The organism is Hyalangium minutum (assembly GCF_000737315.1).
Taxonomy (GTDB): Bacteria; Myxococcota; Myxococcia; order Myxococcales; family Myxococcaceae; genus Hyalangium; species Hyalangium minutum.
Map to the genome: position 1 here is coordinate 665888 of NZ_JMCB01000003.1, position 19214 is coordinate 685101.

The 19214-nt window shown below is 67.0% G+C and carries 18 protein-coding genes and 1 tRNA gene; 6 read left to right on the forward strand and 13 right to left on the reverse strand.

The features are described from left to right. Positions 1-23: 23 nt before the first annotated feature. The 3 genes from DB31_RS09245 to DB31_RS09255 are packed head-to-tail and all read right to left on the reverse strand — an operon-like array spanning position 24 to position 2184. Positions 24-968, reverse strand: a complete 945-nt coding sequence (locus DB31_RS09245; RefSeq protein WP_044185391.1) for an NAD-dependent epimerase/dehydratase family protein — start codon at positions 966-968, stop codon at positions 24-26. Positions 969-1022: 54 nt separating this feature from the next. Beyond that, positions 1023-1979, reverse strand: coding sequence for a UDP-glucuronic acid decarboxylase family protein (locus DB31_RS09250; RefSeq protein WP_044185394.1), 957 nt, complete (start codon positions 1977-1979; stop codon positions 1023-1025). A 22-nt stretch (positions 1980-2001) separates the two neighbouring features. Continuing rightward, positions 2002-2184 carry a ribbon-helix-helix domain-containing protein gene (locus DB31_RS09255; protein ID WP_044185397.1) on the reverse strand — a complete coding sequence of 61 codons (183 nt, stop codon included), beginning with the start codon at positions 2182-2184 and terminating at the stop codon, positions 2002-2004. Positions 2185-2252: 68 nt separating this feature from the next. On the opposite strand from DB31_RS09255, the gene DB31_RS09260 reads away from it, so the two are divergent. Next, a complete protein-coding gene (locus DB31_RS09260; RefSeq protein ID WP_044185400.1) occupies positions 2253-2870 on the forward strand; it encodes a hypothetical protein in 618 nt (205 codons plus the stop codon). A gap of 45 nt (positions 2871-2915) precedes the next feature. Here the strand turns inward: DB31_RS09260 and DB31_RS09265 are convergent, their stop codons facing one another. The 8 genes from DB31_RS09265 to DB31_RS09300 all read right to left on the reverse strand — a co-directional run bounded on the left by DB31_RS09265 (position 2916) and on the right by DB31_RS09300 (position 8988). After that, positions 2916-3278 (reverse strand): cupin domain-containing protein, encoded by a 363-nt coding sequence (locus tag DB31_RS09265; RefSeq protein ID WP_044185403.1) that lies wholly within the window; start codon positions 3276-3278, stop codon positions 2916-2918. Between the two features lie 30 nt (positions 3279-3308). Further along, positions 3309-4232, reverse strand: coding sequence for an SPOR domain-containing protein (locus tag DB31_RS09270; protein ID WP_044185406.1), 924 nt, complete (start codon positions 4230-4232; stop codon positions 3309-3311). 101 nt (positions 4233-4333) lie between these two features. Next, entirely contained in the window at positions 4334-4735 is a 402-nt protein-coding gene (locus DB31_RS09275) for an integration host factor subunit beta (protein WP_063769196.1), read from the reverse strand. A gap of 44 nt (positions 4736-4779) precedes the next feature. Beyond that, complete coding sequence (locus DB31_RS09280) at positions 4780-5544, reverse strand: hypothetical protein (protein WP_044185409.1); 765 nt, start codon at positions 5542-5544, stop codon at positions 4780-4782. 17 nt (positions 5545-5561) lie between these two features. Continuing rightward, positions 5562-6608: a tRNA 2-thiouridine(34) synthase MnmA gene (gene mnmA / locus DB31_RS09285; protein WP_044185412.1), complete on the reverse strand. Its 1047-nt coding sequence runs from the start codon at positions 6606-6608 to the stop codon at positions 5562-5564. A gap of 169 nt (positions 6609-6777) precedes the next feature. Next, positions 6778-8046, reverse strand: coding sequence for a CCA tRNA nucleotidyltransferase (locus DB31_RS09290; RefSeq protein ID WP_044185415.1), 1269 nt, complete (start codon positions 8044-8046; stop codon positions 6778-6780). Between the two features lie 25 nt (positions 8047-8071). Further along, positions 8072-8145 (reverse strand) — tRNA-Arg (locus tag DB31_RS09295). Between the two features lie 114 nt (positions 8146-8259). Continuing rightward, positions 8260-8988 (reverse strand): 4'-phosphopantetheinyl transferase family protein, encoded by a 729-nt coding sequence (locus DB31_RS09300; protein WP_240486601.1) that lies wholly within the window; start codon positions 8986-8988, stop codon positions 8260-8262. A gap of 247 nt (positions 8989-9235) precedes the next feature. Between DB31_RS09300 and DB31_RS09305 the strand changes: the two genes are divergently transcribed. Next, a complete protein-coding gene (locus DB31_RS09305) occupies positions 9236-10390 on the forward strand; it encodes a phosphatase domain-containing protein (RefSeq protein WP_240486602.1) in 1155 nt (384 codons plus the stop codon). On the opposite strand, the gene DB31_RS09310 is transcribed toward DB31_RS09305, so the two are convergent. Then, positions 10371-13034, reverse strand: a complete 2664-nt coding sequence (locus DB31_RS09310) for a galactose oxidase-like domain-containing protein (protein WP_240486603.1) — start codon at positions 13032-13034, stop codon at positions 10371-10373. The two genes, DB31_RS09305 and DB31_RS09310, sit on opposite strands and share 20 nt — an antisense overlap. Positions 13035-13285: 251 nt before the next feature. On the opposite strand from DB31_RS09310, the gene DB31_RS09315 reads away from it, so the two are divergent. Genes DB31_RS09315 through DB31_RS09330 form a run of 4 tightly spaced genes read left to right on the forward strand, consistent with a single transcriptional unit; the run spans position 13286 to position 17382 of the window. Beyond that, positions 13286-14515: a glycosyltransferase family 2 protein gene (locus tag DB31_RS09315; protein ID WP_044185424.1), complete on the forward strand. Its 1230-nt coding sequence runs from the start codon at positions 13286-13288 to the stop codon at positions 14513-14515. A gap of 8 nt (positions 14516-14523) precedes the next feature. Next, positions 14524-15618 (forward strand): coiled-coil domain-containing protein, encoded by a 1095-nt coding sequence (locus DB31_RS09320; protein WP_044185427.1) that lies wholly within the window; start codon positions 14524-14526, stop codon positions 15616-15618. Between the two features lie 19 nt (positions 15619-15637). Continuing rightward, on the forward strand, positions 15638-16732 hold the full coding sequence (locus DB31_RS09325; protein WP_044185430.1) for a coiled-coil domain-containing protein: 1095 nt from the start codon (positions 15638-15640) through the stop codon (positions 16730-16732). After that, positions 16729-17382, forward strand: coding sequence for a hypothetical protein (locus tag DB31_RS09330; protein ID WP_240486604.1), 654 nt, complete (start codon positions 16729-16731; stop codon positions 17380-17382). Before DB31_RS09325 ends, DB31_RS09330 begins: the two co-directional genes overlap by 4 nt. A gap of 13 nt (positions 17383-17395) precedes the next feature. On the opposite strand, the gene DB31_RS09335 is transcribed toward DB31_RS09330, so the two are convergent. Then, positions 17396-19021 carry a Rieske 2Fe-2S domain-containing protein gene (locus tag DB31_RS09335; protein ID WP_044185433.1) on the reverse strand — a complete coding sequence of 542 codons (1626 nt, stop codon included), beginning with the start codon at positions 19019-19021 and terminating at the stop codon, positions 17396-17398. Positions 19022-19214: the final 193 nt, after the last annotated feature.

Here is a 19214-nt window from a genome sequence, read left to right on the forward strand (position 1 = left end):
CCCAAAATCCATGCGTCCGAGCACTACCCGGACGCCCGGGCAGGCTCGCGCGCCTTGGACCGGAAGAACTCCACAGTCTTACGCAGGCCCTCGGAGAGCCCCACGGACGGCTCCCAGCCGAGCACTTTCTTGGCCAGCGACGGGTCGATGCAGGAGCGCCGCTGCTCGCCGGGCTTGCCCGGAGCGTGCGTCACCTGCGCCTTGGAGCCAGCCGCCTCGGCCAGGCCCGCGTAGAGCTGGTTGATGTCCGTCTCGATGCCGGTGCCGATGTTCACGGCGCCCACGTAGTCCTTCTCGAAGGCCAGCAGGTTGGCGCGAGCCACCTCCGGCCCGAAGACGAAGTCCCGCGTCTGCCCGCCGTCTCCGAAGATGGTGCACGGCTGCCCGGCGACCAGGCGCTGGGCGAAGATGGCCACCACGCCCGCCTCGCCGTGCGGGTTCTGCCGGGGTCCGTAGACGTTGGCGTAGCGCAGCGCCACGTACTGCAGGCCGTACTGGGCCTTGTAGTAGCCGAGGTAGAGCTCGCCCGAGGCCTTGGAGACGCCGTAGGGCGACACCGGGCGCGTCGCGTGGTTCTCCGGCGCGGGGAAGACGTCCTGCTCGCCGTAGATGGCGCCGCCGGTGGAGCTGAAGATGACCTTCTTCACGCCGGCGATGCGCGCAGCCTCCAGCAGGTTGAGCATGCCCAGGATGTTGGCATCGGCGTCGAAGCGCGGGTCCTCCACGCTGCGGCGCACATCCATCTGGGCGGCCAGGTGGCAGATCACCTGGGGCCGCTCGTTGCGGATGAGCTCGGCAGCCTCGGGGCTGCGGATGTCCCGGACGGACAGACGGACCCGAGGGTCCAGGTTCTCGCGCTTGCCGCTCGACAGGTTGTCGAGGGCGATGACCTCGTGCCCCGCGCGCAGGAATGCATCGCACACGTGCGACCCGATGAAGCCCGCCCCTCCCGTCACCAGCACTTTCACGATGAAGCTCCCGCCACCGCCCGTGGCTCGAAAAAGTTCAAAAGTACCGCCAACTTAAGAAGCCCCGTGGGTGCTGGCAACGGCGCGAAAGTAGGAGATGGTCTCCCGCAGACCTTCTTCCAAGGGCACGCGGGGCTCCCAGCCGAGCAGGGTCCGCGCGCGGGTAATGTCCGGTTGACGCTGCTTGGGATCGTTCTGGGGCAGTGGCTGGTAGACAATCTTCCCTCCCCCACCCGCGGCAGCCCGCACGGCCTCGGCGAACTGGAGGATGGTCATCTCCCGGGGGTTGCCGATGTTCACTGGATCCGTCACGTCCGAGAGCGCCAGGCGCACCAGCCCGTCCACCAGGTCCTTCACGTAGCAGAACGAGCGCGTCTGCTTGCCATCCCCGAAGACGGTGAAGTCCTGGCCTCGCAGGGCTTGGCTCACGAAAGCCGGCACCACCCGGCCGTCGTTCAGGCGCATCCGCGGCCCATAGGTGTTGAAGATGCGAACGATGCGCGTCTTCACGCCACGCACCCGGGCGTAGGCGGAGGTGATGGCCTCCGCGTAGCGCTTGGCCTCGTCGTACACGGCACGAGGGCCAATGGGGTTGACGTTGCCGTAGTAGCCCTCGTGCTGCGGGTGCACGAGCGGATCGCCGTACACCTCGGAGGTGGAGGCCTGGAGGAACACGGCGCCCTTGGCCTCGGCCAGCTGCAGCGCGTGCTCCGTGCCGATAGAGCCTACCCGGAGCGTCTCGAGCGGCAGCTGCGCGTAGTCGATCGGAGAGGCCGGAGAGGCCAGGTTGAAGACGAAGTCCACCAGCCCATCGACCGAGAGACCCTCGACGATGTCCTGCTTGAAGAACTCGAACCCGGGACGGCCGCGCAGCCCGCGCAGGTTCTCCTCGGCGCCCGTCAGGAAGTTGTCCACGGCCACCACGGCGGCGCCGTCATCCAGCAGCCGCTCGCACAGGTGGGAGCCCACGAAGCCCGCCCCACCGAGCACTACCGCCCGCTTGCCTCGCATGTGTGGCATGCGCTTGGCCCGCCTAGGAGAGCTCGTCGAAGGTGGCCTGTCCGGGCAGCTGTGCCTTGTACTTGTCCAGCACCAGATCGATCCCCTGCCGGATGTACTCGGCCACGGGCACCTTGGTCTTCTGGTTCAGCGCCTTGAGGCGCTCGTTCTGCTCGGGGGTGATGTAGATGGTGGTGCTGATCTTCTTTCGGGCCATGGCGATATGTGAAAATATATGGAATGTCGTGGCGCGTGAAGAAAGTGATGCCCACAGACAGGTCTCCAATGAAATCATGGGGTTATGTAGGCATCTGGGCGGTAGCCGCGCTGGTGGGCTGCTCTGGGGACAAGGCCGGGAAGAGGCCCGTGGCGGAGGCCGAGCCGATTGGAAATCCGAGCCGTCCTGCGGAGCCCATCCGGCCTGAGCGTGCACCGGGAGAGAAGGTGCGCGAGCTGGATCTCAACCGCGACAACAAGCCGGACGTGTGGACGTTCTACGTCATGGCCAAGGGCGCGGACGGCCAGGAGCAGGAGCGCCAGGTGCGCAAGGAGATCGACTTCAACGGGGACGGCCGCGTCGACATCACCCAGTACTTCGACGAGCGCGAGGAGAAGGTGCGCGAGTCGATGGATCAGGACTTCGACGGGAAGGTGGACTCGGTCCTGTTCTACGAGAAGGGCGTGAACGTGCGCACCGAGCGCGACGTGAGCGGCGACGGCAAGGTGGACGTGTGGCTGTACTACGAGAAGGGAAAGCTCACCCGGAAGGAGCGCGACACCAACGCCGACGGCCGGGTGGACAACTGGGAGTACTGGGAGAACGGCCAGGTGGACCGCATCGGCGATGACCTGGACGGCGACGGGAACGTGGATCGCTGGACGAAGAACCCCAACTCCCAGTAGGCCCGAAGGAGGCCCCAACGGTGGGCCTCCCCTGCCCTGCACCCGCTACGGCTTGCTGGTGCCCTGGCGCCCGTAGGCGTCCTCGAGCCGGACCACGTCATCGAGCTCGGGGGTGCTGACCTCGAGGATGTCGCAGTCGGTGAGGGCCACCATGCGGTGATGGGTGAGCGGCTTGATGTGGTAGCTCTCGCCGGGGTTCATCTGCTTCTCGATGAGCCCCTGTCCCTCGTCGACGACGAGGAGCAGCTTGCCGCTCTGGACGTGGATCGTCTCGTCCTTCTTGTTGTGGTACTGCAGGCTGAGCTTGTGTCCCTGCTTCACGTGCAGGAGCTTGCCCACGTAGCGCTCGGTGTGAGCCCAGATCAGCTCATGGCCCCAGGGCTTCTCCACCCGCCTCGTCGCCGTCATTTCCTTCCTGCTCTTCCTTGCCCGCCCTCGCTAGTTCGTACCGGCCACGAACGCATCGAGCTGGGTCTCTCGCTTGAAATCCGTCAGGTACCGCGTTGCCGCGTCCTTGCTGGGGAAGCTCCCCATGCGGACGCGGTACCAGGTGCCCTTGTTGGGAACCTCGGCGGTGACGATATACGGGGCATAGCCCCGGTCGCGCAACCGGCCGGCGAAGCGGTCGGCCTCCTCCCGGGTCTGGAAGGCGGAGAGCTGGAGCGTGAAGGCGCCACCGGGAGCGGTCTCGGTGGGGCGCTGGGTGGCCCGAGCAATGGCCTCCTTCAGGCCACCACCGGCCGGAGTGGTGGTACGGGTGGGCACGGTCTCCTCGGCCACCGCACCCGCGGTGGGCTTGGGGGCGGCCACGGGAGCCGAAGCCGTGGTGGAGGCGGGCTTGGGCGCGGGGGTGGCGGCCGGCGCGGGCTTCTCCGCAGCAGCCTGGGGGCGCTTGGCAGCAGCCAGGGCGGCCAGCTCTTCGTCGGCAGCGCTGTAGGCGGTCTCCGGCTTCTCGACGGGCTTCTCGGCAGGCTTCTCCGCAGCGGCGGCCGGCGCGGGCTTCGTGGCCGGAGCCGGAGCGGCGGCGGCGGCCGGCGCGGGCGTGGGCTTGGCCGCAGGAGGCTTGGCGGCGGGCTTCGGCTCGGGGGCCGCAGCGGCGGACGACTTGCGCGTGAGCTCGTCCTGGAAGGTCAGCGGAGGCTCCTGCTGGGCCTCCTGGAGCACTTGGGCGTTGGCGTCGAGCGCAGAGAGCAGATCCGGCGCGGCGGAGGCCTCGGCGTTGCCGGCGAGCTTCTTGCCGACCACGACGCCGAGCACGAACACGGCGCCCATCACGACAATCCCTGCGATCAACAGGCTGACGATCTGCCGATTGTCGAGGGAGACGTCGAACTTCTCCTTCATCCGATGAGCATCCCGCATGGCTTTGGCGTTCCTCGTGCGATGGCGATCTGGCCGGGCGCAGCCCGTGTTGCGGCCTGTAGCGCCAACGCTCTGGAAGGTACGCCCCACCCTGGGGTCGGTCAAATTCGCGGAGCAACCTCACCTGCGGAGCCAAGGTGGTACGAGGAAAGCCCCGGCTCCCGAGGGTGCGGCGAAGGTGGGAGGTGGGCAGGTTCTCTGGCCCGAGACTGAGGCAGTGCGCGGACGCGGTTGAGGCGCTCGCGCAGTTCCTTGCCCGCGGCAAAGGTCACGGTGGAGCGCTGCTGGAGGGAAACGGACGCTCCGGTCTTGGGATTGCGGCAGCTGCGGGCGGGGCGGACCTTGACCGTGAAGCAGCCGAACCCGCGCAGCTCGATGCGTTGTCCGGCCTGGAGGGCCTGGGTCATGCGCTCGAAGACGGCGTTGACGATGGCCTCGATTCGCCGCAGCGGAACATGAGGGGCCTTCTCCGCGATGCGCTCGATGAGTTGGCTCTTGGTCATGATCTCCCCACGGTACAGCCCGGGGATGACATGGCCCCGAGGGCTCACCGCAGGCGCAGATCCGTGGGGCCTTCCACTTCCAGCGACTGTCCGTTGGCGAAGCGGATCGTCAGCTCGGAGCCTTTGGGGACTATCAATCGAAGGGTATGCCCCAGCGGGATCTGCCGATCCTCGAGCAGCACCGCAGTGGTGAGGTCATCGGTCTCGGCCACCGCGAAGCCATCGTCAACGGTGACGACAGGGCCCCCCTCCCCGAGCGGTCCCGCGTGGATGTAGGGCACCTTGGGGCGGAACGGCGGCGGAGGCAGGTCCTTGGACGGCCCATCTGGCCGGGGACCCGAGGAGAGCTTGTCCATCCCGTTGGGAGTGAAGAAGGCCTTGAAGTAGTCGGACGTGGTGAGCTCGGTATTGGCCTGGGGCGGAGTGAACTCGACGTTCGTGTACCGCGCCGCCACGAGCCGCTGCGCGGGAGGAATCTCCTGCACGGTGCCGTTGGCCCAGCGCCGTGTGGGGATGTTAGGCCCGAGCAGCTTGGCTTCATCCGCTTCACCCACGTCGAGCTCGTCGCCGCTATCGAGGAAGCGCATGCCACCGCCGAAGTACTCGATGAGCGCGGGGCCCGTGGCGATGATGTGCTCATCCGAGCGCAGGTGCGAACCCACGGCGATGGGGCGCTTCTCTTCGCCAACGACGCGCAGCACCGGGGCGCCCGCGGCGTGCAGTCCCGCGACAGACTTGGGAGGCGCCTTCTGGCAGCCTCCGGCCAGGGCGAGCACCGCGAAACAGAGAACACCCGAGTGCCGCGGCATGCCCACCTCCTGCTCGGTCAGACGATCCAGCCACCGCCGAGCACGCGATCGCGATCGTAGACCACTGCGGCCTGCCCGGGCGTCACCGCTCGCGCGGGCTCCTGGAGCTTCACGGAGACCAGCCCGTGCGGGGAGATCTCCACACGGCCGGGCGCGCCTGCGTGACGGTGGCGAATGCGGACCTCGACGGTCTGGTCCGACGGCGGAGGCGCATCCACCCAGTGAGGCTGTAGCAGCCCAAACGAGTCCCGCCCAGTACCGGCAGCCGGGCCCACCACCACGCGGTTCGTCTCCGGCTCGAGGCGCTGGACGTAGCGAGCCTCGCCGCCACCGAGGTTGAGCCCGCGCCGCTGGCCCACGGTGAAGCGGTGGATGCCGTTGTGGGTGCCGAGCACCTGGCCCTCGGGGTCGACGATCTCTCCGGAGGGCTGAGGGCCTGCGACCTTCTCCACAAAGCCCGCGTAGTCGCCGTCCGGCACGAAGCAGATCTCCATGCTCTCGGGCTTGTGGCTCGTGGGCAGCTGGTGGCGCTCGGCGACGGCGCGAACCTCGGCCTTGGTCATGTCGCCCACGGGGAAGAGGACGTCACACAACTCGCTCTGGCCGAGTGTGAAGAGGAAGTAGCTCTGGTCCTTGGCGAGATCCTTGGCGCGGCGCAGGACGTGACGGTCGTCCACCTGCTCAACACGGGCGTAGTGGCCGGTGGCGAGCTTGGCGCCGAGGGCACGGGCCCGCTTGAGGAGGAAGTTGAACTTCACGTCCCGGTTGCAGCCCACGCAGGGGATGGGCGTGCGGCCGCCGAGGTAGGACTGGACGAAGGGGTTGATGACGCGGTCCTTGAAGATCTCCTCGGCGTTGGCCACGTAGAAGGGGATCCCGAGCGTCTGGGCGACAGCGCGCGCATCGTCGATGTCATCAGGGCTGCAGCAACTGCCACACTGGGCCTTGCCCTCGTAGGACCAGACCCGCAGCGTGATGCCGATCACCTCGTGACCCTGCTCCTTGAGGAGCGCGGCGGCGGCCGAGGAGTCCACCCCACCGCTCATGGCAATGACGACTCGCATGACGACCTTCTTCCTACACACCGGCCTGTCCGGGTGCGACTCGCGGACGGGAGATTCGAATGCTTCCAGACAGGAGCAGCCCACCCACCGAGGGAGGCTGGACGGAGGGTTTACCGCCCCTGAGCCTCTCCGGGAAGGAGAGAACGCCCTGGAGGATTCCCGGGTGGGCTCAGCGCCCCTTCCCTGCCTGCCAGGTCCGCAGCAGCTCCTTCAGCTTCTCCGGCTGGTTGAGGGAGGGCTCATCAAGCACGGTATCGAGGAGGAACCGGGTGGCCTCGCCAACGATGGCCGAGGGACCCACGCCGAGCGTGGCCATGATGTCCCCGCCCGTCAGGGCCAGGTCCTTGGTGGTCAGAGGAGGCTTTGCGGCAGCGAGGGCACGCAGCCGCTCCTGGAGTTGAGTGAACTCGGGGAGCCGCTCGGGTGAGCGGACCTGCACCCGGGCACGAGCGACCGCGAGCAAGGGCTCCAGCTGGCCGAGCCCCGTTCGAGCAAGCAGGCGCCTGAGCGCTGGGTCGCCGTCGCTGAAGCGCTTCTCGAGGACAGCATGCTCAACGAGGAGCCCCACCGTCTCGGCGACCTTATTGGGGAACTTGAGGCGGATGCCGAGCTCCCGGGCCTGCGGGCCGGTGACGAGATCCGCCAGCAAGGCGGCCATCCGGAGCTCGGCCTCGGCTGGGACGGCATGAGCGGCGGCACGGGCGAGCCGTGCGGCCTCGGCATCCGCGCGAGCCAGCTCGGGAAGGAAAACCTCGAGCAGCCCCGTCTCGGCCAGCAGCACGAGGCCAGACTCGGCGCGCGGCGAGAGGAGCACCTTGACGAACTCCTCGCGCACGCGCTCCAGGGCGACCTTGCGGAACACTGGGAGCGTGGGAGGAATGGCGGCGCGAGTGGAGGGCTCGAGCATGAAGCCGAGCACCGTCGCGAAGCGCACCGCGCGCATGGGGCGCAGGCCATCCTCGGAGAAGCGCTCGTGCGGGTCGCGCACGCAGCGGATGACATGGGCCTGCAGGTCCGCTTGGCCACCGAACGGATCGACGAGATCCCGGCTGATGGGATCGTAGGCCATGGCGTTGATGGTGAAGTCGCGGCGAGAGAGGTCCTCGGTGATGTCGCTCTCGAACTTGACGGTGCTGGGGCGGCGGCCGTCGTGATAGTCGCCCTCGCTGCGGAAGGTGGTGACCTCGACGTGGGTGCCACCGATGACGACCGTCACCGTGCCGTGCTGGATGCCAGTGGGGATGACCTTCTTGAAGGCCGCCTGGACCTCGTGCGGGTGAGCGCTGGTGGTGACGTCGAAGTCCTTGGGAGGGACGCCGCGGACCATGTCACGGACGCAGCCACCGACGAGGAAGACGGCGAAGCCCAGCTCGCGCAGGCGCCGGAGGACGTCGAGGACCGGGCGCGGGATGTCGGCGTTGTGGAGGTTCGCGAGCATCGGCCGCGCTGCGGGAGGGAGAGAGTGACCCCGACAGGAATCGAACCTGTGACCTGTGGTTTAGGAAACCACCGCTCTATCCAACTGAGCTACGGGGCCGGACCACCTAATTGGGTGCCTTATAGCAGGAGACCCGGTGCGCGCAACGAGCGGAAGGACGTAGCCGCACTCCCTGGGGCTGACCGAACCGCCAACGCCCACCTGACAGTGTTCTCACCCCGTCACTGTCAGGAACTGCGGAGCTTGGTCCCTCCGGAGCGGGAGGGTCCGCTGGCAGCGTACCTTCAAGGGCAGCCCTCGGGCCCGACGCACCCCCACCGCTGCCATGTGCCGCTGAGAAGGGCCCAGTTGGACGAACTGCCAGGTCTCCGGGTCGTCCTTCAGCCGTGGATCGAAGGCGATCCGGGGATGCTCTCCGGGCTGAAGTTCGAACGCGAACTGCTCCAGCGGCAGGGAGAGCCCCATCCCTCGCGCCTTGATGTACGCCTCCTTCAAGGTCCAGTACTCGAAGAAGCGCGCCCGCTGGCGCGAGGCTTCCAACGCCCTGAGTGCCTTGACCTCCGAAGGCGCGAAGAACCGGTCGGCGATCTCCACCGTCTCTCCCTTCCGGAGGGCATCCTCCACATCCACGCCCACGTCCGTGTCTCGCGCCACCGCCACCATCACCATCCCGTCCGTGTGGCTGAGGTTGAAGCGCAGCCATGCGTTCCCCTCCCCCTCCACTCGCGGGCAGCCGTACTCGTTCGTGACGAAGGTCCACTCCTGGGGCTCCACGGGCGCGTAGCGCGACAGCGTCAGCCGCACCAGCGCATGCGAGACCAGGTACTGCCGCTGGTGCTTCTCGAAATAGAACCGGCGCTGCTTCTCTCGCTCCTCGGGGTTCAGCAGACCCAGGTACGTATCCAGCAAGCCCGGGTCTTCTATCTCCTCGGGTACAGCCATCCAGACGTGGACCTCGTCCTGCGGCAGCGGCATCAACGAATGCGGGGAAGAGCCCGGTGTCATGTAGGGCCAAGCGAAGCAGGCTCCGTCCTCCTTGTCACGAACCCCATACGTCCATGCCTCCCCGTCCCACCTCCCTCCAGCTAGGCTGATCCCTGACTGCTCGCGGCCATATCCGCCGCGCCTCCCGGGAGCCCCTGTGGACCTCCGCACCGCGACGCCCAAACTCCAGACGCTCCGCGCTCTGATGACCGGTCACACTGATCGCCACGAGGAGCAGCAGATCCTCCAGCTCTTCGAGGCCGCCACCGCCGCCGAGCTCAACTACCTGCTCACCAATGTGGATGTGGAGGCGCTCTTCTCCGACGTGGACGACCGGCTCGTCGGCCCGGACAATCTCACCGCGTTACTCGAGCTGCTGTGCGTCAAGCGCGCCCACGAACTGGGCTTACCCGTACGCGGCGGCCTCATGTTCTCGCTCCAGAAGGGCCCCACTCCCCTGTTGGCCGAGCGGATGATCCGAGCCCTCTTCCTCGGCCTGCGCGGCCGCGAGCTCACCGAGTTCAAGAACCTGCTCGATGGCCGGGGCAACTACCGGGACCTGCAGCAGCTCGTGTTCTCCGATGTGGATGATCCGGCCATCCGCCAGGACATCCTCGACCACATCCAGCGCGAGGCCCTCACCGCCCCGAGCGGCGAGAACAAGGTCCTCAGCGACATCGACGACACGTTCATCTGCAACTGGAAGGACACGCGCTACCCGCCCAAGACCGTGTACCCCGGCGTGCTCCAGTTCTACCGCGAGCTCGATCGCGGTCCCGGCGTCATCCCCGGCCGCGAGGGCGATCTGACCTTCGTCAGTGCCCGGCCCATGGATCCCCTCGGGTTCATCGAAGACAAGACGCTCGAGACTCTGCGCCAGCATGGGGTGGGCGCGGCGGTGATGCTCGCCGGCGCCTTCACCCACCTCATCGGCAACGCCCGCATCGCGGAGAAGAAGTTCGACAACTTCACCCGCTATGCCCAGCTCTATCCCGAATATGGCTTCGTCTTCACCGGCGACAGCGGCCAGGGAGACGTGGCCTTCGGCGAGCAGATGCTGGCGGCCCACCCGGCCCTGGTCCGCGCCATCTTCATTCACGACGTCGTCGCCACCCCCGAGTCCGTCCGGAAGGCCTGGCGCGCCCAGCGCATCTTCTTCTTCGACACCTATGTGGGCGCCGCCGTGGAGGCCTATGAGGTGGGCGTCATCGCCAGGGACGGCGTGGCCCGCGTGGCCCGCGCCACCCAGGAAGAGCTGGAGAAGATCACCTTCACCTCCGAGGCTCAGCGCCAGGATCGGCGCGAGGAGCTCACCCGGGATCTCCAGCGCGCCGAGGCCCTCAGTGCTCCTCGGCCATGACGCCGACATCCAGCGCGAGATCGAAGGAGAGATCCGGCGAGGTCGCCCCCACCTGCTTCACCATCACCGCGAGGGTGTTCTCCCCCACCACGAACGGATTGGGTGACAGCGCCAGGTTCACGGTCTCCTGCTGGTTGTTCACGCTCAGCGAGGCGTACTTGGCATGCGCCGGGTTGTTCACGTTGCGCGAGAACACCTGCACTCCATTGACGTAGACCACCACCCCGTCATCAAAGAGCGCGCGCAGGGTGGCCGACATGGCCATGCTCGGGAGGGTGAACTTCTTGCGGAAGTAGACGGAGGTCTGCGCGGGAGCTGTCTTGTTGAGCACCGTGGCCTCGTCCAAGTCTCCGTAGCCCAGCTGCCCCGCGCCGGATCTCCACGCCGAGTCATTGAAGCTTGGCTGGTTCCACGAAGCTCCCGGATCCAGGCCGCTGTCCTCGTACTTCCACGTGGAGCCGAACGCGATCACCGACAGGCGAAGCTGCTCACTGATCGTGAAGGGAGCATCGCTCGCGTCCGATAGCCCCCCCCCTGCCTTGGTGACCCGTACCAGCGCCTGGGTGGTTTCCACGGTGGGCACCCTCCACGAATAGCCCCCCGAACTGGACGACACCCCCGAGGCAATGGGCGTCCAGGTAGCTCCCAGATCCGTCGAGTACGCCAGATCCACCGCGGTCACGCTCCCCCCGCTGTCCCAGCGAAGAGAGACAATCCGCCCGGGATGGAGGGTCTCGCCTCCATTGGGCGTCACCATGCGCAGCGAGTCCGGGAGCGGCCCCTGCATCTTCTCCACCTCGAGCCCCAGCGCGAAGGTCAGGTCATTCGAGCCGCCACCCACCTGCTTCACGATCGCCGTGATGACGTTCTCGCCGACCACGAACGGGTTGGGTGACATGGGCAGCGTGGCCCGGCTGTACTCATTGGTCGCGGACGACGAGGCATAGAGGGAGAAACCAACCCCCCTGTCCACGTACTTGGAGAAGACCGGCACGCCATTGATCCACACCTGCACGCCGTCATCGTGCAGCACATCCAGACGCGCGACCGTGATCGGCGCATCCAGGGTGAACTTCTTGCGGAAGTACACGGAGGGCTGCGACGGAATGGTGCGGGGGATCACCGTGTTCTCGTCCCCGTCTCCGAAGCCGAGTTGCCCTGGCCCTGACGGCCATGCCGAGTCGTCATAGTCCACCGAGATCCACGACGTGCCGAGATCCACGTTGCTGGCCTCGTACTTCCAGACGTCGCTGAAGTTGATGACCCGGGTGCCCTTGGGCTTCACCGCCTCCACCCGGACGATCCTCGCCACGGAAGGCACCCCCTGCGCGTTCACCAGGAAGAGCATGTACGGCCCCGGAGGCGCCGCGATGCTCGTCTCAGGCGCGGTGACGGAGATGCCCCCACCCGCTGGCGTGAAGTTCAGCGTGAGCAACCGCTGGTTCTGATCGAACGCATGCGTCACCGAGGCCAGGGAGATCAGCGTCACCTTCTGGATCCCCGTATCAGGCGTGGACACGAAGAAGCGCGTCCCGGGCGTTACCACGGCCGGCGCCGAGGAAATTCTCGGACGCGGCCCCTTGAAGAGGTAGGGAGGCGAGAACACCTGCGCGGTGTGCACCAGACGTCCGCCCGCACTGAGCACCCGCCCATCCGGCAACAGCACCGAGGTGGAGTGATACCCCCGGTAGGCCGAGCCGTTGGCGAGCGACGTCCACGTGTTCGTGGCGGGATTCCAGACCTCCGCGTGGTAGGCCGCCCCGTCGGCGTTGTTGAATCCACTGGCACTGCTGCCGCCTGTCACCAGCACCGTGCCATCCGGCAGCAAGGTGGTGTTGTGCTGCCGCCGAGGCACGCTCATGGGCGCCATGGCCTGCCACGTGGGCGCGTCGCTGTTGAGATCCAGGAGTTCCACCGTTTCCGTCGGAGGATTCCCTCCCCCCACGAGCAGGATCTTGTTGTCGAACATCACCGCGCCACCGTACGGCCTCCCCTCGCTGAAGAGAGTCTGCGCGGACTCGAACCACACCCCCGTCCCCTCCGGCTCCAGGTAGTAGGTCGTCTGCCCCGGCCCGACGTAGAGAAGCTTGCCGTTGGGCGCCAGGAACATTCGCGGGTAGTACGGCAGATTCATCCTCGCCGTGGTGAGGCTCCTCCACGTGCTTGAGGCCGCATCCCAGCGCTGCGGGAGATCGTTGTTCGTGCCCGCCCCCGTGGTCTCGCCGGACAGCACGACCACGTCCCCGTTGGGCAGCGTCGTATTCGTGGGATACCAGCGCTTGTCGTTCATGTCCGGCGCGTGATCCCACGAGGACGTGAGCGGGTTGAAGATGACCGCGTGGGGCTCGCCCACATGCGACTCCATGTGTCCCCCGGTGATGAGCAGCCGACCATCGGCCAGGTATGAGTGCCCCGAGCAGAAGATGTTGTAGTGCGGCTGGGGCAGCTCCGAGAGGTTGTCCGTGACGGGATCCCAGAGATAGGGCCAGAAGCCCTCCTCGAACTCCCCGAAGAAGAACACCTTGCCCGTAGGCAGCATGGTGACGTGGGTCGCGGAGATGGGCCACGTCACCAGCGGCCCCCACTGGCCAGACTCCGAGGGGCTCTGTGCCTCCGCAGGATTGTTCCACAAGATCCACGCCACACACAGAACCCGCACTCCAAGTCTCAGCCACGGACCGCAAGCTCTCATTCTGCCCCCTGAGTTCGTCGGTGGGCAGGCAACCTAATATCGACACACCCGAGTCCAAGGATCCCTCACAGCCGAGCGCCGTGCGCGACAGAGGACGTCAGCCCGCGCTCAGCCCGGTGCATCACCCTCCAAGGCAGGTTGCTCCCCAGCGTCGGGGGCTCGACCTTTCGCGCCGCACAGGCACGCGGAGGGCTTCTTGACCGATGGAACTCTTTCCCATCCAGATGCTGTTCCTCGTTGTGCTGATGAACCGCTACATCCTCGGGCCGCTGCTGCGGCGGCTCCAAGGTCCCCGGTTCGATGCCACGAACGACGACTATGAGCCCACCGTGGCCATCATCATCCCGCTCTACAACGAGGGTGAGGGCATCTACCACGCCATCCTCAGCCTCCTCGAGCAGGACTACCCAGCGGACAAGCTGCAGATCATCGTCGTCGACGACTGCTCGAAGGACGACAGCTACGCGTGGGCCCAGAAGGCCGCCCAGGGCCGCCGCAATGTCCTGGTGATGCGCAACCCCACCAACATGGGCAAGCGCAAGGGCATCAACCGCGGCGTGCGCGCCACCCAGGCGGAGATCATCGTCTCGGTGGACTCGGACGTGATCGTGGATCGCAGCGCCGTGCGCCAGCTCATCCGCCGGTTCCTCTACCCGAACGTGGCCGCCGTCGGGGGCCGCACGTATGTGACCAACCGCCACCAGAACTGGCTCACGCGCATGATCGAGATCAAGTTCCACTTCGCCCAGGAGTGGCTCAAGGATCTGGAGCGGAGCTTCCGCACGGTGATGTGCCTGTCGGGCTGCCTCACCGCGTACCGCCGCAGCGTGCTGGAGGAGCTGGAGCCCATCCTCGAGGCCCGCGCCATCGCGGGTATCCCCATCAAGTACGGCGAGGACCGCTTCCTCACCCGCCAGATCATCAAGGCGGGCTACGAGACCATCTACACGACCGAGGCGTTCTGCTTCACCGCCGCGCCCGCCAACCTGGCCGGCTACTTCGCGCAGCAGCTGCGCTGGCGGCGCTCCAACCTGGTGGACATGATCGGCGGGCTGAGCCACGCGTGGCGGCTGCACCCTGTCGTCGCCGTCCACTACGTCTCGCAGCTCGCGCTGCTGCTCTCCTACCCCATCGTCATCATCCACAACGTCCTGAACGATGAGTTCTGGGACATCCTCACCATGCACGTGCTGGTGGTGGCCTTCCTGGGCTTCATCTACCGCAGGGAGACCCGCCACCTGCCCGAGGACCGCCGCGTCCCCGCACTCTGCTTCCTTCCCATGGCGCTGATGATGCCGGTCACCTATGCGCTCTTCACTCCCTTGGCCCTGCTGACCCTGGACTCGGGCAGCTGGGAGACCCGCGGCAGTCCCGCCAGCGCGGTCCCGTCTCCACCCCAGGATCTCTCGCTCTCCTCCTCTTCACCCGGGTAGGACGTTCCATGAACCAGCAAGTCGCCAACAAAGTGAACTCGGTCGCCGTGAACGCCTACAAGGCGCTGGGCACCGTCCTGCTCGGCCTCATCTTGCTCGGGTTCATCAGCTACTTGAGCCTCCAAGGCTTCTTCCTCGTGAGCCGGAGCTGGGTGGCACCCACCATCCTCTCCCCCACGGATCCAGAGATCCTCCAACTCAACGCGCAGCTCGCCCAGCAGACCTCCGCGCGAGATCAGGTGCTCTCCCACCGAAGAGAGGTCCAGGATCGCCTCAAGGACGCCGAGCGCACCGTCGCCGCCGAGGAGGACTTCCAGCAGCGCTTCCAAGCCGCGCTGCGCGGTGAGCGCACCTCCCGGAAGCAGGCTCTGCGACGCATGGCCTCCCTGCTCCACACGTACCAGCAGGCCCGCCAGGAGATCGAGGAGTCCAACCGCGCCTACTCCGGCCTGTCTCGCGTGCGCACCGAGGCGCTCTATGGCGCCCGGCTGCTCGATCAAGAGGCCCACCTCACCACCAACCACCAGTTGGCGCAGATCGCCCAGAGCAACCTCACGCTGGCGGAGCATGCCGTGGATCTGGAGACGCGGCAGCAAGAGCTGCGGCGGGAGATTCAGGGCATTGACGCCGCGAGGGCCGGACGCCAAGGCGAAGCCCCCGCGATGACCACGGAGGTGCTCCTGCTGGAGCGCGAGCACACCCGCTCCGTGCTGGAACACGCCCGAACCGAGTCCCTTCGAAATGCGCTCCAGGAGGATCTGCGAGCGCTCGATTCGGCCGCGGAGCGGTACGAGAAGCTGCTCAGCACCATCCGGGCCGCCCCGCACCTGCGGGCCCTCGAGGGGAACCTCACGGTGGCATTCGTTCCGTACGATAACTTGGAGAGCGCACCTCCTGGCACGCCGCTCTACGCCTGCTCGGCGAAGTTGGTGTGGTGCCATCAGGTCGGCGTCGTGGGCACGGTGCTGGAGGGAGAGGTGGCGGTGAAGCACCCCATCCGCCAGCACATCCTGCGAGGCGTCATGGTGGAGCTCCATCTGCAAGACAGGGCCTCTGCCCAGGAAGAGCTGCTGCACCTGGGACGGCCTCCGCTTCTTCTGTAGCGCCACTGGAGATAGGCAATTGAGGATATCCATCATCGGGAGCACCCTGCTCTGCCTCGCCGCCTGGCATTCGGCGCGAGCCCAGTCAGCCGAGACACAGTGGTGCGAGTACATCCGGGGCGTGACCGACTCGGAGACTGCGGTGCTGCTAGCACCCGAGGTCTTCGCCAGCACGGGCATGGTGAACGCCGGAGAGGCCACGAGCGGAGCCGGAAGTGCTCCGCTGGGGGAACCCAAGCTCCGGATCACCGCGGGCCTGGGCTACGAGCTCGTCGGAGTCTACCGGGGAATGACGATCCGACAGCGCGCGGAGGCAGAGTGCCGCCGCCATCAGGCCATTCTGGCGCTTCAGTCCGCGTTGGCGTCCGGACCCGATGCGGGAGCCGGTCCCGCGTTGAAGGCGCGGCTCGCGGTGCTCGAGCCGGCGCTCCCCGAGGGGGAGCGGATGGTGGAGTCTCTGCGAACGGACGTGCGGGAGGGCCGGGCCACCTTGGAGGAGCTCGACGCGCTCCAGCTCCGCTTGGATGCCCTCCGGGCCCTGGCGGCGGACACCCTCCGTGCCCAGGAGCGCCTCGCGCACCTGCCTCCCCGGCCGGAGCAGTCTCTGTCCACGCTGCTCCAGGAGCTACGAGACGCGGAGGATGAGATCGAGCGGCTCTCCGGCAAGGTGCGCCGATCCACCGCCTGGAGCGTTACCCTGCGGGGTGGCTACGACGAGCTGATCGACGTGCCCCAGGATCTGCCCCTCTTTGGAACGCTCACCGTCTCCTACAAGCTCGGAGGCCTGAGCCAGTCCGCGGCCAACCAGCGGGCGCGTTCGGCCCGGCCGAAGGCCCTCGGTGAGGAGGTGGAGGGGCTGCCCCAGCGTGTGGAGCGGCTGCTCGAGCAGCTGCGCGCCACCCGAAGCGCCGAACAGACCCGGCTGCGAGAGGTCACCGTGCTCATCGGAGATCTGGAAGGCCAGCTCCAGTCCATCCAGTCCCTGGAGACAAGCAAGATTCGCCGCTTCCATGACTACGTCGTCCTCGAGCTGGCGCGGCTGCGGGCGGAGCAGGCCTGGCTTCGCGCTCACCTGGATGCACTCGGCACTTTTCTGGGAAGGGAGACACCATGAGGTCACCACTGTTCGTCCTGGCGCTGGGGCTCATCAGCCCCGCGCCCATCGCCTGCGCGGGTGAAATGACGCCAACACACTTCCAGCAAGTCTCCCTCGAGAGTTTCAAAACCACGGAGGGAGTGCTCAAGCCGGGCCAGAAGGAGGGGCAGGTTCTTGTCGACGTCCCCAAGATGCGTGCGGTCGTCCCCTCCTCCTCCTCCTCAGTGGCGGAGCTGCACTTCACCTACCTGGGACCCACCAGACGCCAACTGCCTCTGGCCTCTGGAGAGAATCGCCTGCAGGTGGGCCTGAAGCTGCGCGCCCAAGATGCCTGCAATCTGGCGTACGTGATGTGGCGGCTCGCCCCCGAGCCTGGCCTGGTCGTGTCCATCAAGTCCAACCCGGGTGACCACGACAGCGACTCTTGCGGGAACCGGGGCTACACCAACTTGGAGCCTCGCCAGGCAGTGCCCGTCCCCCTCATCGTCAAGGGAGACTCCCACGTGCTCCGCGCGGAGCAGGAAGGGAAGGTGCTGCGCGTCTTCGCGGATGGCATCCTCGTCTGGGAGGGCGAGCTCCCTCGCGAGGCGCTCGCCCTCAAGGGGCCCGTGGGCCTGCGCTCGGACAACGGCCGCTTCGAGCTGGAGATGTTCGCCCTCCAGCCCTGAAGCCTGCTCGAGCTCAGGGCTCGGGCCGAACCCCCGGCGAGGCCGCAGCCCTGTCACGCTCCGGTTCCCGCTTGAGCTCCGCCTCGTGCGAGCACCGGGCGTCGATCGAGGCCCCGTTCAGCGGACACCGTCCGCTGTCGCGCAGATCGAACTGCCAGCGGTGCCGAGGACACACCAGGTACCGGCCATCCTCCACCCAGGCCTCGGCCAGATCCGCGCCCTGGTGCGGGCAGTAGCGCAGCACGGAGTAGCGCATATCCCCTGCCACCACCGTGGTGCGCTCGCGCCGGGACTCCGTGGCGCGGATGCCGTCGCAGAACTCGTGCAGGTCGTCGATCTCCAGCCCCACGAAGCCGTGGAGGATCGGCTCGTAGACGTCCGGGTTCCGGCTCATCCGGTGCCGCAGGGACAGCAGGAAGTCCTCCCAGTTGAGCTTGCGCTCCAGGACCCGAGCAATGTCCACCGCGTTCACCGTCATCGTGTACCGGGTCGTGTCCCGGATCGACGGGACGACCTCCACCTGCCGCAACTGGAAGTCCACCCGCAACAGCCGCGTCGGTGCCTCTCGAACCATGACGTACAGCGGCATTCCCACCCGCTTGTGCAGATCCAGCTGATCCAGCTTGCGCCGCAGCTCCACCCGCAACAGCTCGTGGATCTCCGCGACCTCGGCGCGCAGGATGTTGTGGTGCCGTGCCGTGAACACGTGCGCCTGGTCCATCGCGTACGCACGCAGGTAGGCCTCCAGGTTCTCCTCCGTGACGCGCTCTGGCGCCGACTGGATCCACTCCAGGTGCTCCACGTCGAACACATCCCCCGGCATGGGCTCCAGGTAGCGCGTCTTGGACGCCGGCAGCCGCTGGCGCAGGTAGTCGAACAGCGCCGAGGCCCTCGGGAAGATGCTGTCCTTCTCGAAGTTGAGGTGGAACAGCTCTGGATCCAGGAAGCAGGCCGGACCCGCCGCCGCCAGGTAGCCCCGCGGCTTCACCGTGTCGAGCGCCCGCGCCACCGCCTCGAACTTGCTGTCCCGCTTCTGCCGCGAGATGGCCCGGTACGTCTCGCGCGGGTACTCGTAGCAGACGGGGTGCCAGATGGCCCCGGAGAACTGGGCCGTGAAGACGTCGATGGGCCCTTCCTCCGCCACGATGCCCGCCAGCCGATCATGCAGCTTGCAGTCGTTGAGGTTGAGGAAGCTCTGCCCATCCCCGCGCACCAGCAGGGCCGAGTCCCGGTTCGTCCCGGACTCCATCATGAAGAGCTTCAGGTACCCCCCGCCCTGCAGCGGGATCTCCTGCTGATCCGCACAGGCGATCACCCGCTCGCACCCATAGGCCTGGAACACCTCGCGCAGCTCGGCCCGCCGGAAGCGCGGGATGATGACCGTGAAGTCCCGGCGCTTGATCGTCTCGAGGAACTCTGGGTCGAAGTGATCCTTGTGCTCGTGACTCACGTACAAGAACCGCTGCTTGGGTGACGTCTCCAGCAGCTGACGCACCCTCGGTGCCAGGTGGTGGTTTCTCGGAAACTGCATCCAGGCCGAGTCAAAGGCGCCCTTGGGTGACAGCCATGGATCCATGACCACCAGGGCGCCAGCGGTCTCCACGATGAAGCCCGCATGGCCAATGAACGTGATCTGCATGCGTCTGTTCCCCCCGTAAGGCAGCGAACGCTGCCGCAGCGGACAAGGCTGCGCTCACGCCCGCCTCACAACCACCGGTTCCCGGGTGTGAGCGCTCGTTCAGCGCCTACCACTCGGCTTCACGTGTCCGAGGGCTCGCCTTCCCGAATTCCCCAGCGTCCGAGCGGAACACTTCGGTTTAAACGAAGGGTCA

Excerpts from the sequence above, each read along its gene's own strand:
- DB31_RS09255 (WP_044185397.1), bottom strand. The coding sequence starts at position 2,184 with ATGGCCCGAAAGAAGATCAGCACCACCATCTACATCACCCCCGAGCAG.
- DB31_RS09320 (WP_044185427.1), top strand. The coding sequence starts at position 14,524 with ATGAACCAGCAAGTCGCCAACAAAGTGAACTCGGTCGCCGTGAACGCC.
- DB31_RS09335 (WP_044185433.1), bottom strand. The coding sequence starts at position 19,021 with ATGCAGATCACGTTCATTGGCCATGCGGGCTTCATCGTGGAGACCGCT.
- DB31_RS09265 (WP_044185403.1), bottom strand. The coding sequence starts at position 3,278 with ATGACGGCGACGAGGCGGGTGGAGAAGCCCTGGGGCCATGAGCTGATC.
- DB31_RS09275 (WP_063769196.1), bottom strand. The coding sequence starts at position 4,735 with ATGACCAAGAGCCAACTCATCGAGCGCATCGCGGAGAAGGCCCCTCAT.
- DB31_RS09305 (WP_240486602.1), top strand. The coding sequence starts at position 9,236 with ATGACCGGTCACACTGATCGCCACGAGGAGCAGCAGATCCTCCAGCTC.
- DB31_RS09280 (WP_044185409.1), bottom strand. The coding sequence starts at position 5,544 with ATGCCGCGGCACTCGGGTGTTCTCTGTTTCGCGGTGCTCGCCCTGGCC.
- DB31_RS09250 (WP_044185394.1), bottom strand. The coding sequence starts at position 1,979 with ATGCGAGGCAAGCGGGCGGTAGTGCTCGGTGGGGCGGGCTTCGTGGGC.
- DB31_RS09315 (WP_044185424.1), top strand. The coding sequence starts at position 13,286 with ATGGAACTCTTTCCCATCCAGATGCTGTTCCTCGTTGTGCTGATGAAC.
- DB31_RS09300 (WP_240486601.1), bottom strand. The coding sequence starts at position 8,988 with ATGGCTGTACCCGAGGAGATAGAAGACCCGGGCTTGCTGGATACGTAC.
- DB31_RS09270 (WP_044185406.1), bottom strand. The coding sequence starts at position 4,232 with ATGCGGGATGCTCATCGGATGAAGGAGAAGTTCGACGTCTCCCTCGAC.
- DB31_RS09330 (WP_240486604.1), top strand. The coding sequence starts at position 16,729 with ATGAGGTCACCACTGTTCGTCCTGGCGCTGGGGCTCATCAGCCCCGCG.
- mnmA (WP_044185412.1), bottom strand. The coding sequence starts at position 6,608 with ATGCGAGTCGTCATTGCCATGAGCGGTGGGGTGGACTCCTCGGCCGCC.
- DB31_RS09260 (WP_044185400.1), top strand. The coding sequence starts at position 2,253 with ATGAAATCATGGGGTTATGTAGGCATCTGGGCGGTAGCCGCGCTGGTG.
- DB31_RS09290 (WP_044185415.1), bottom strand. The coding sequence starts at position 8,046 with ATGCTCGCGAACCTCCACAACGCCGACATCCCGCGCCCGGTCCTCGAC.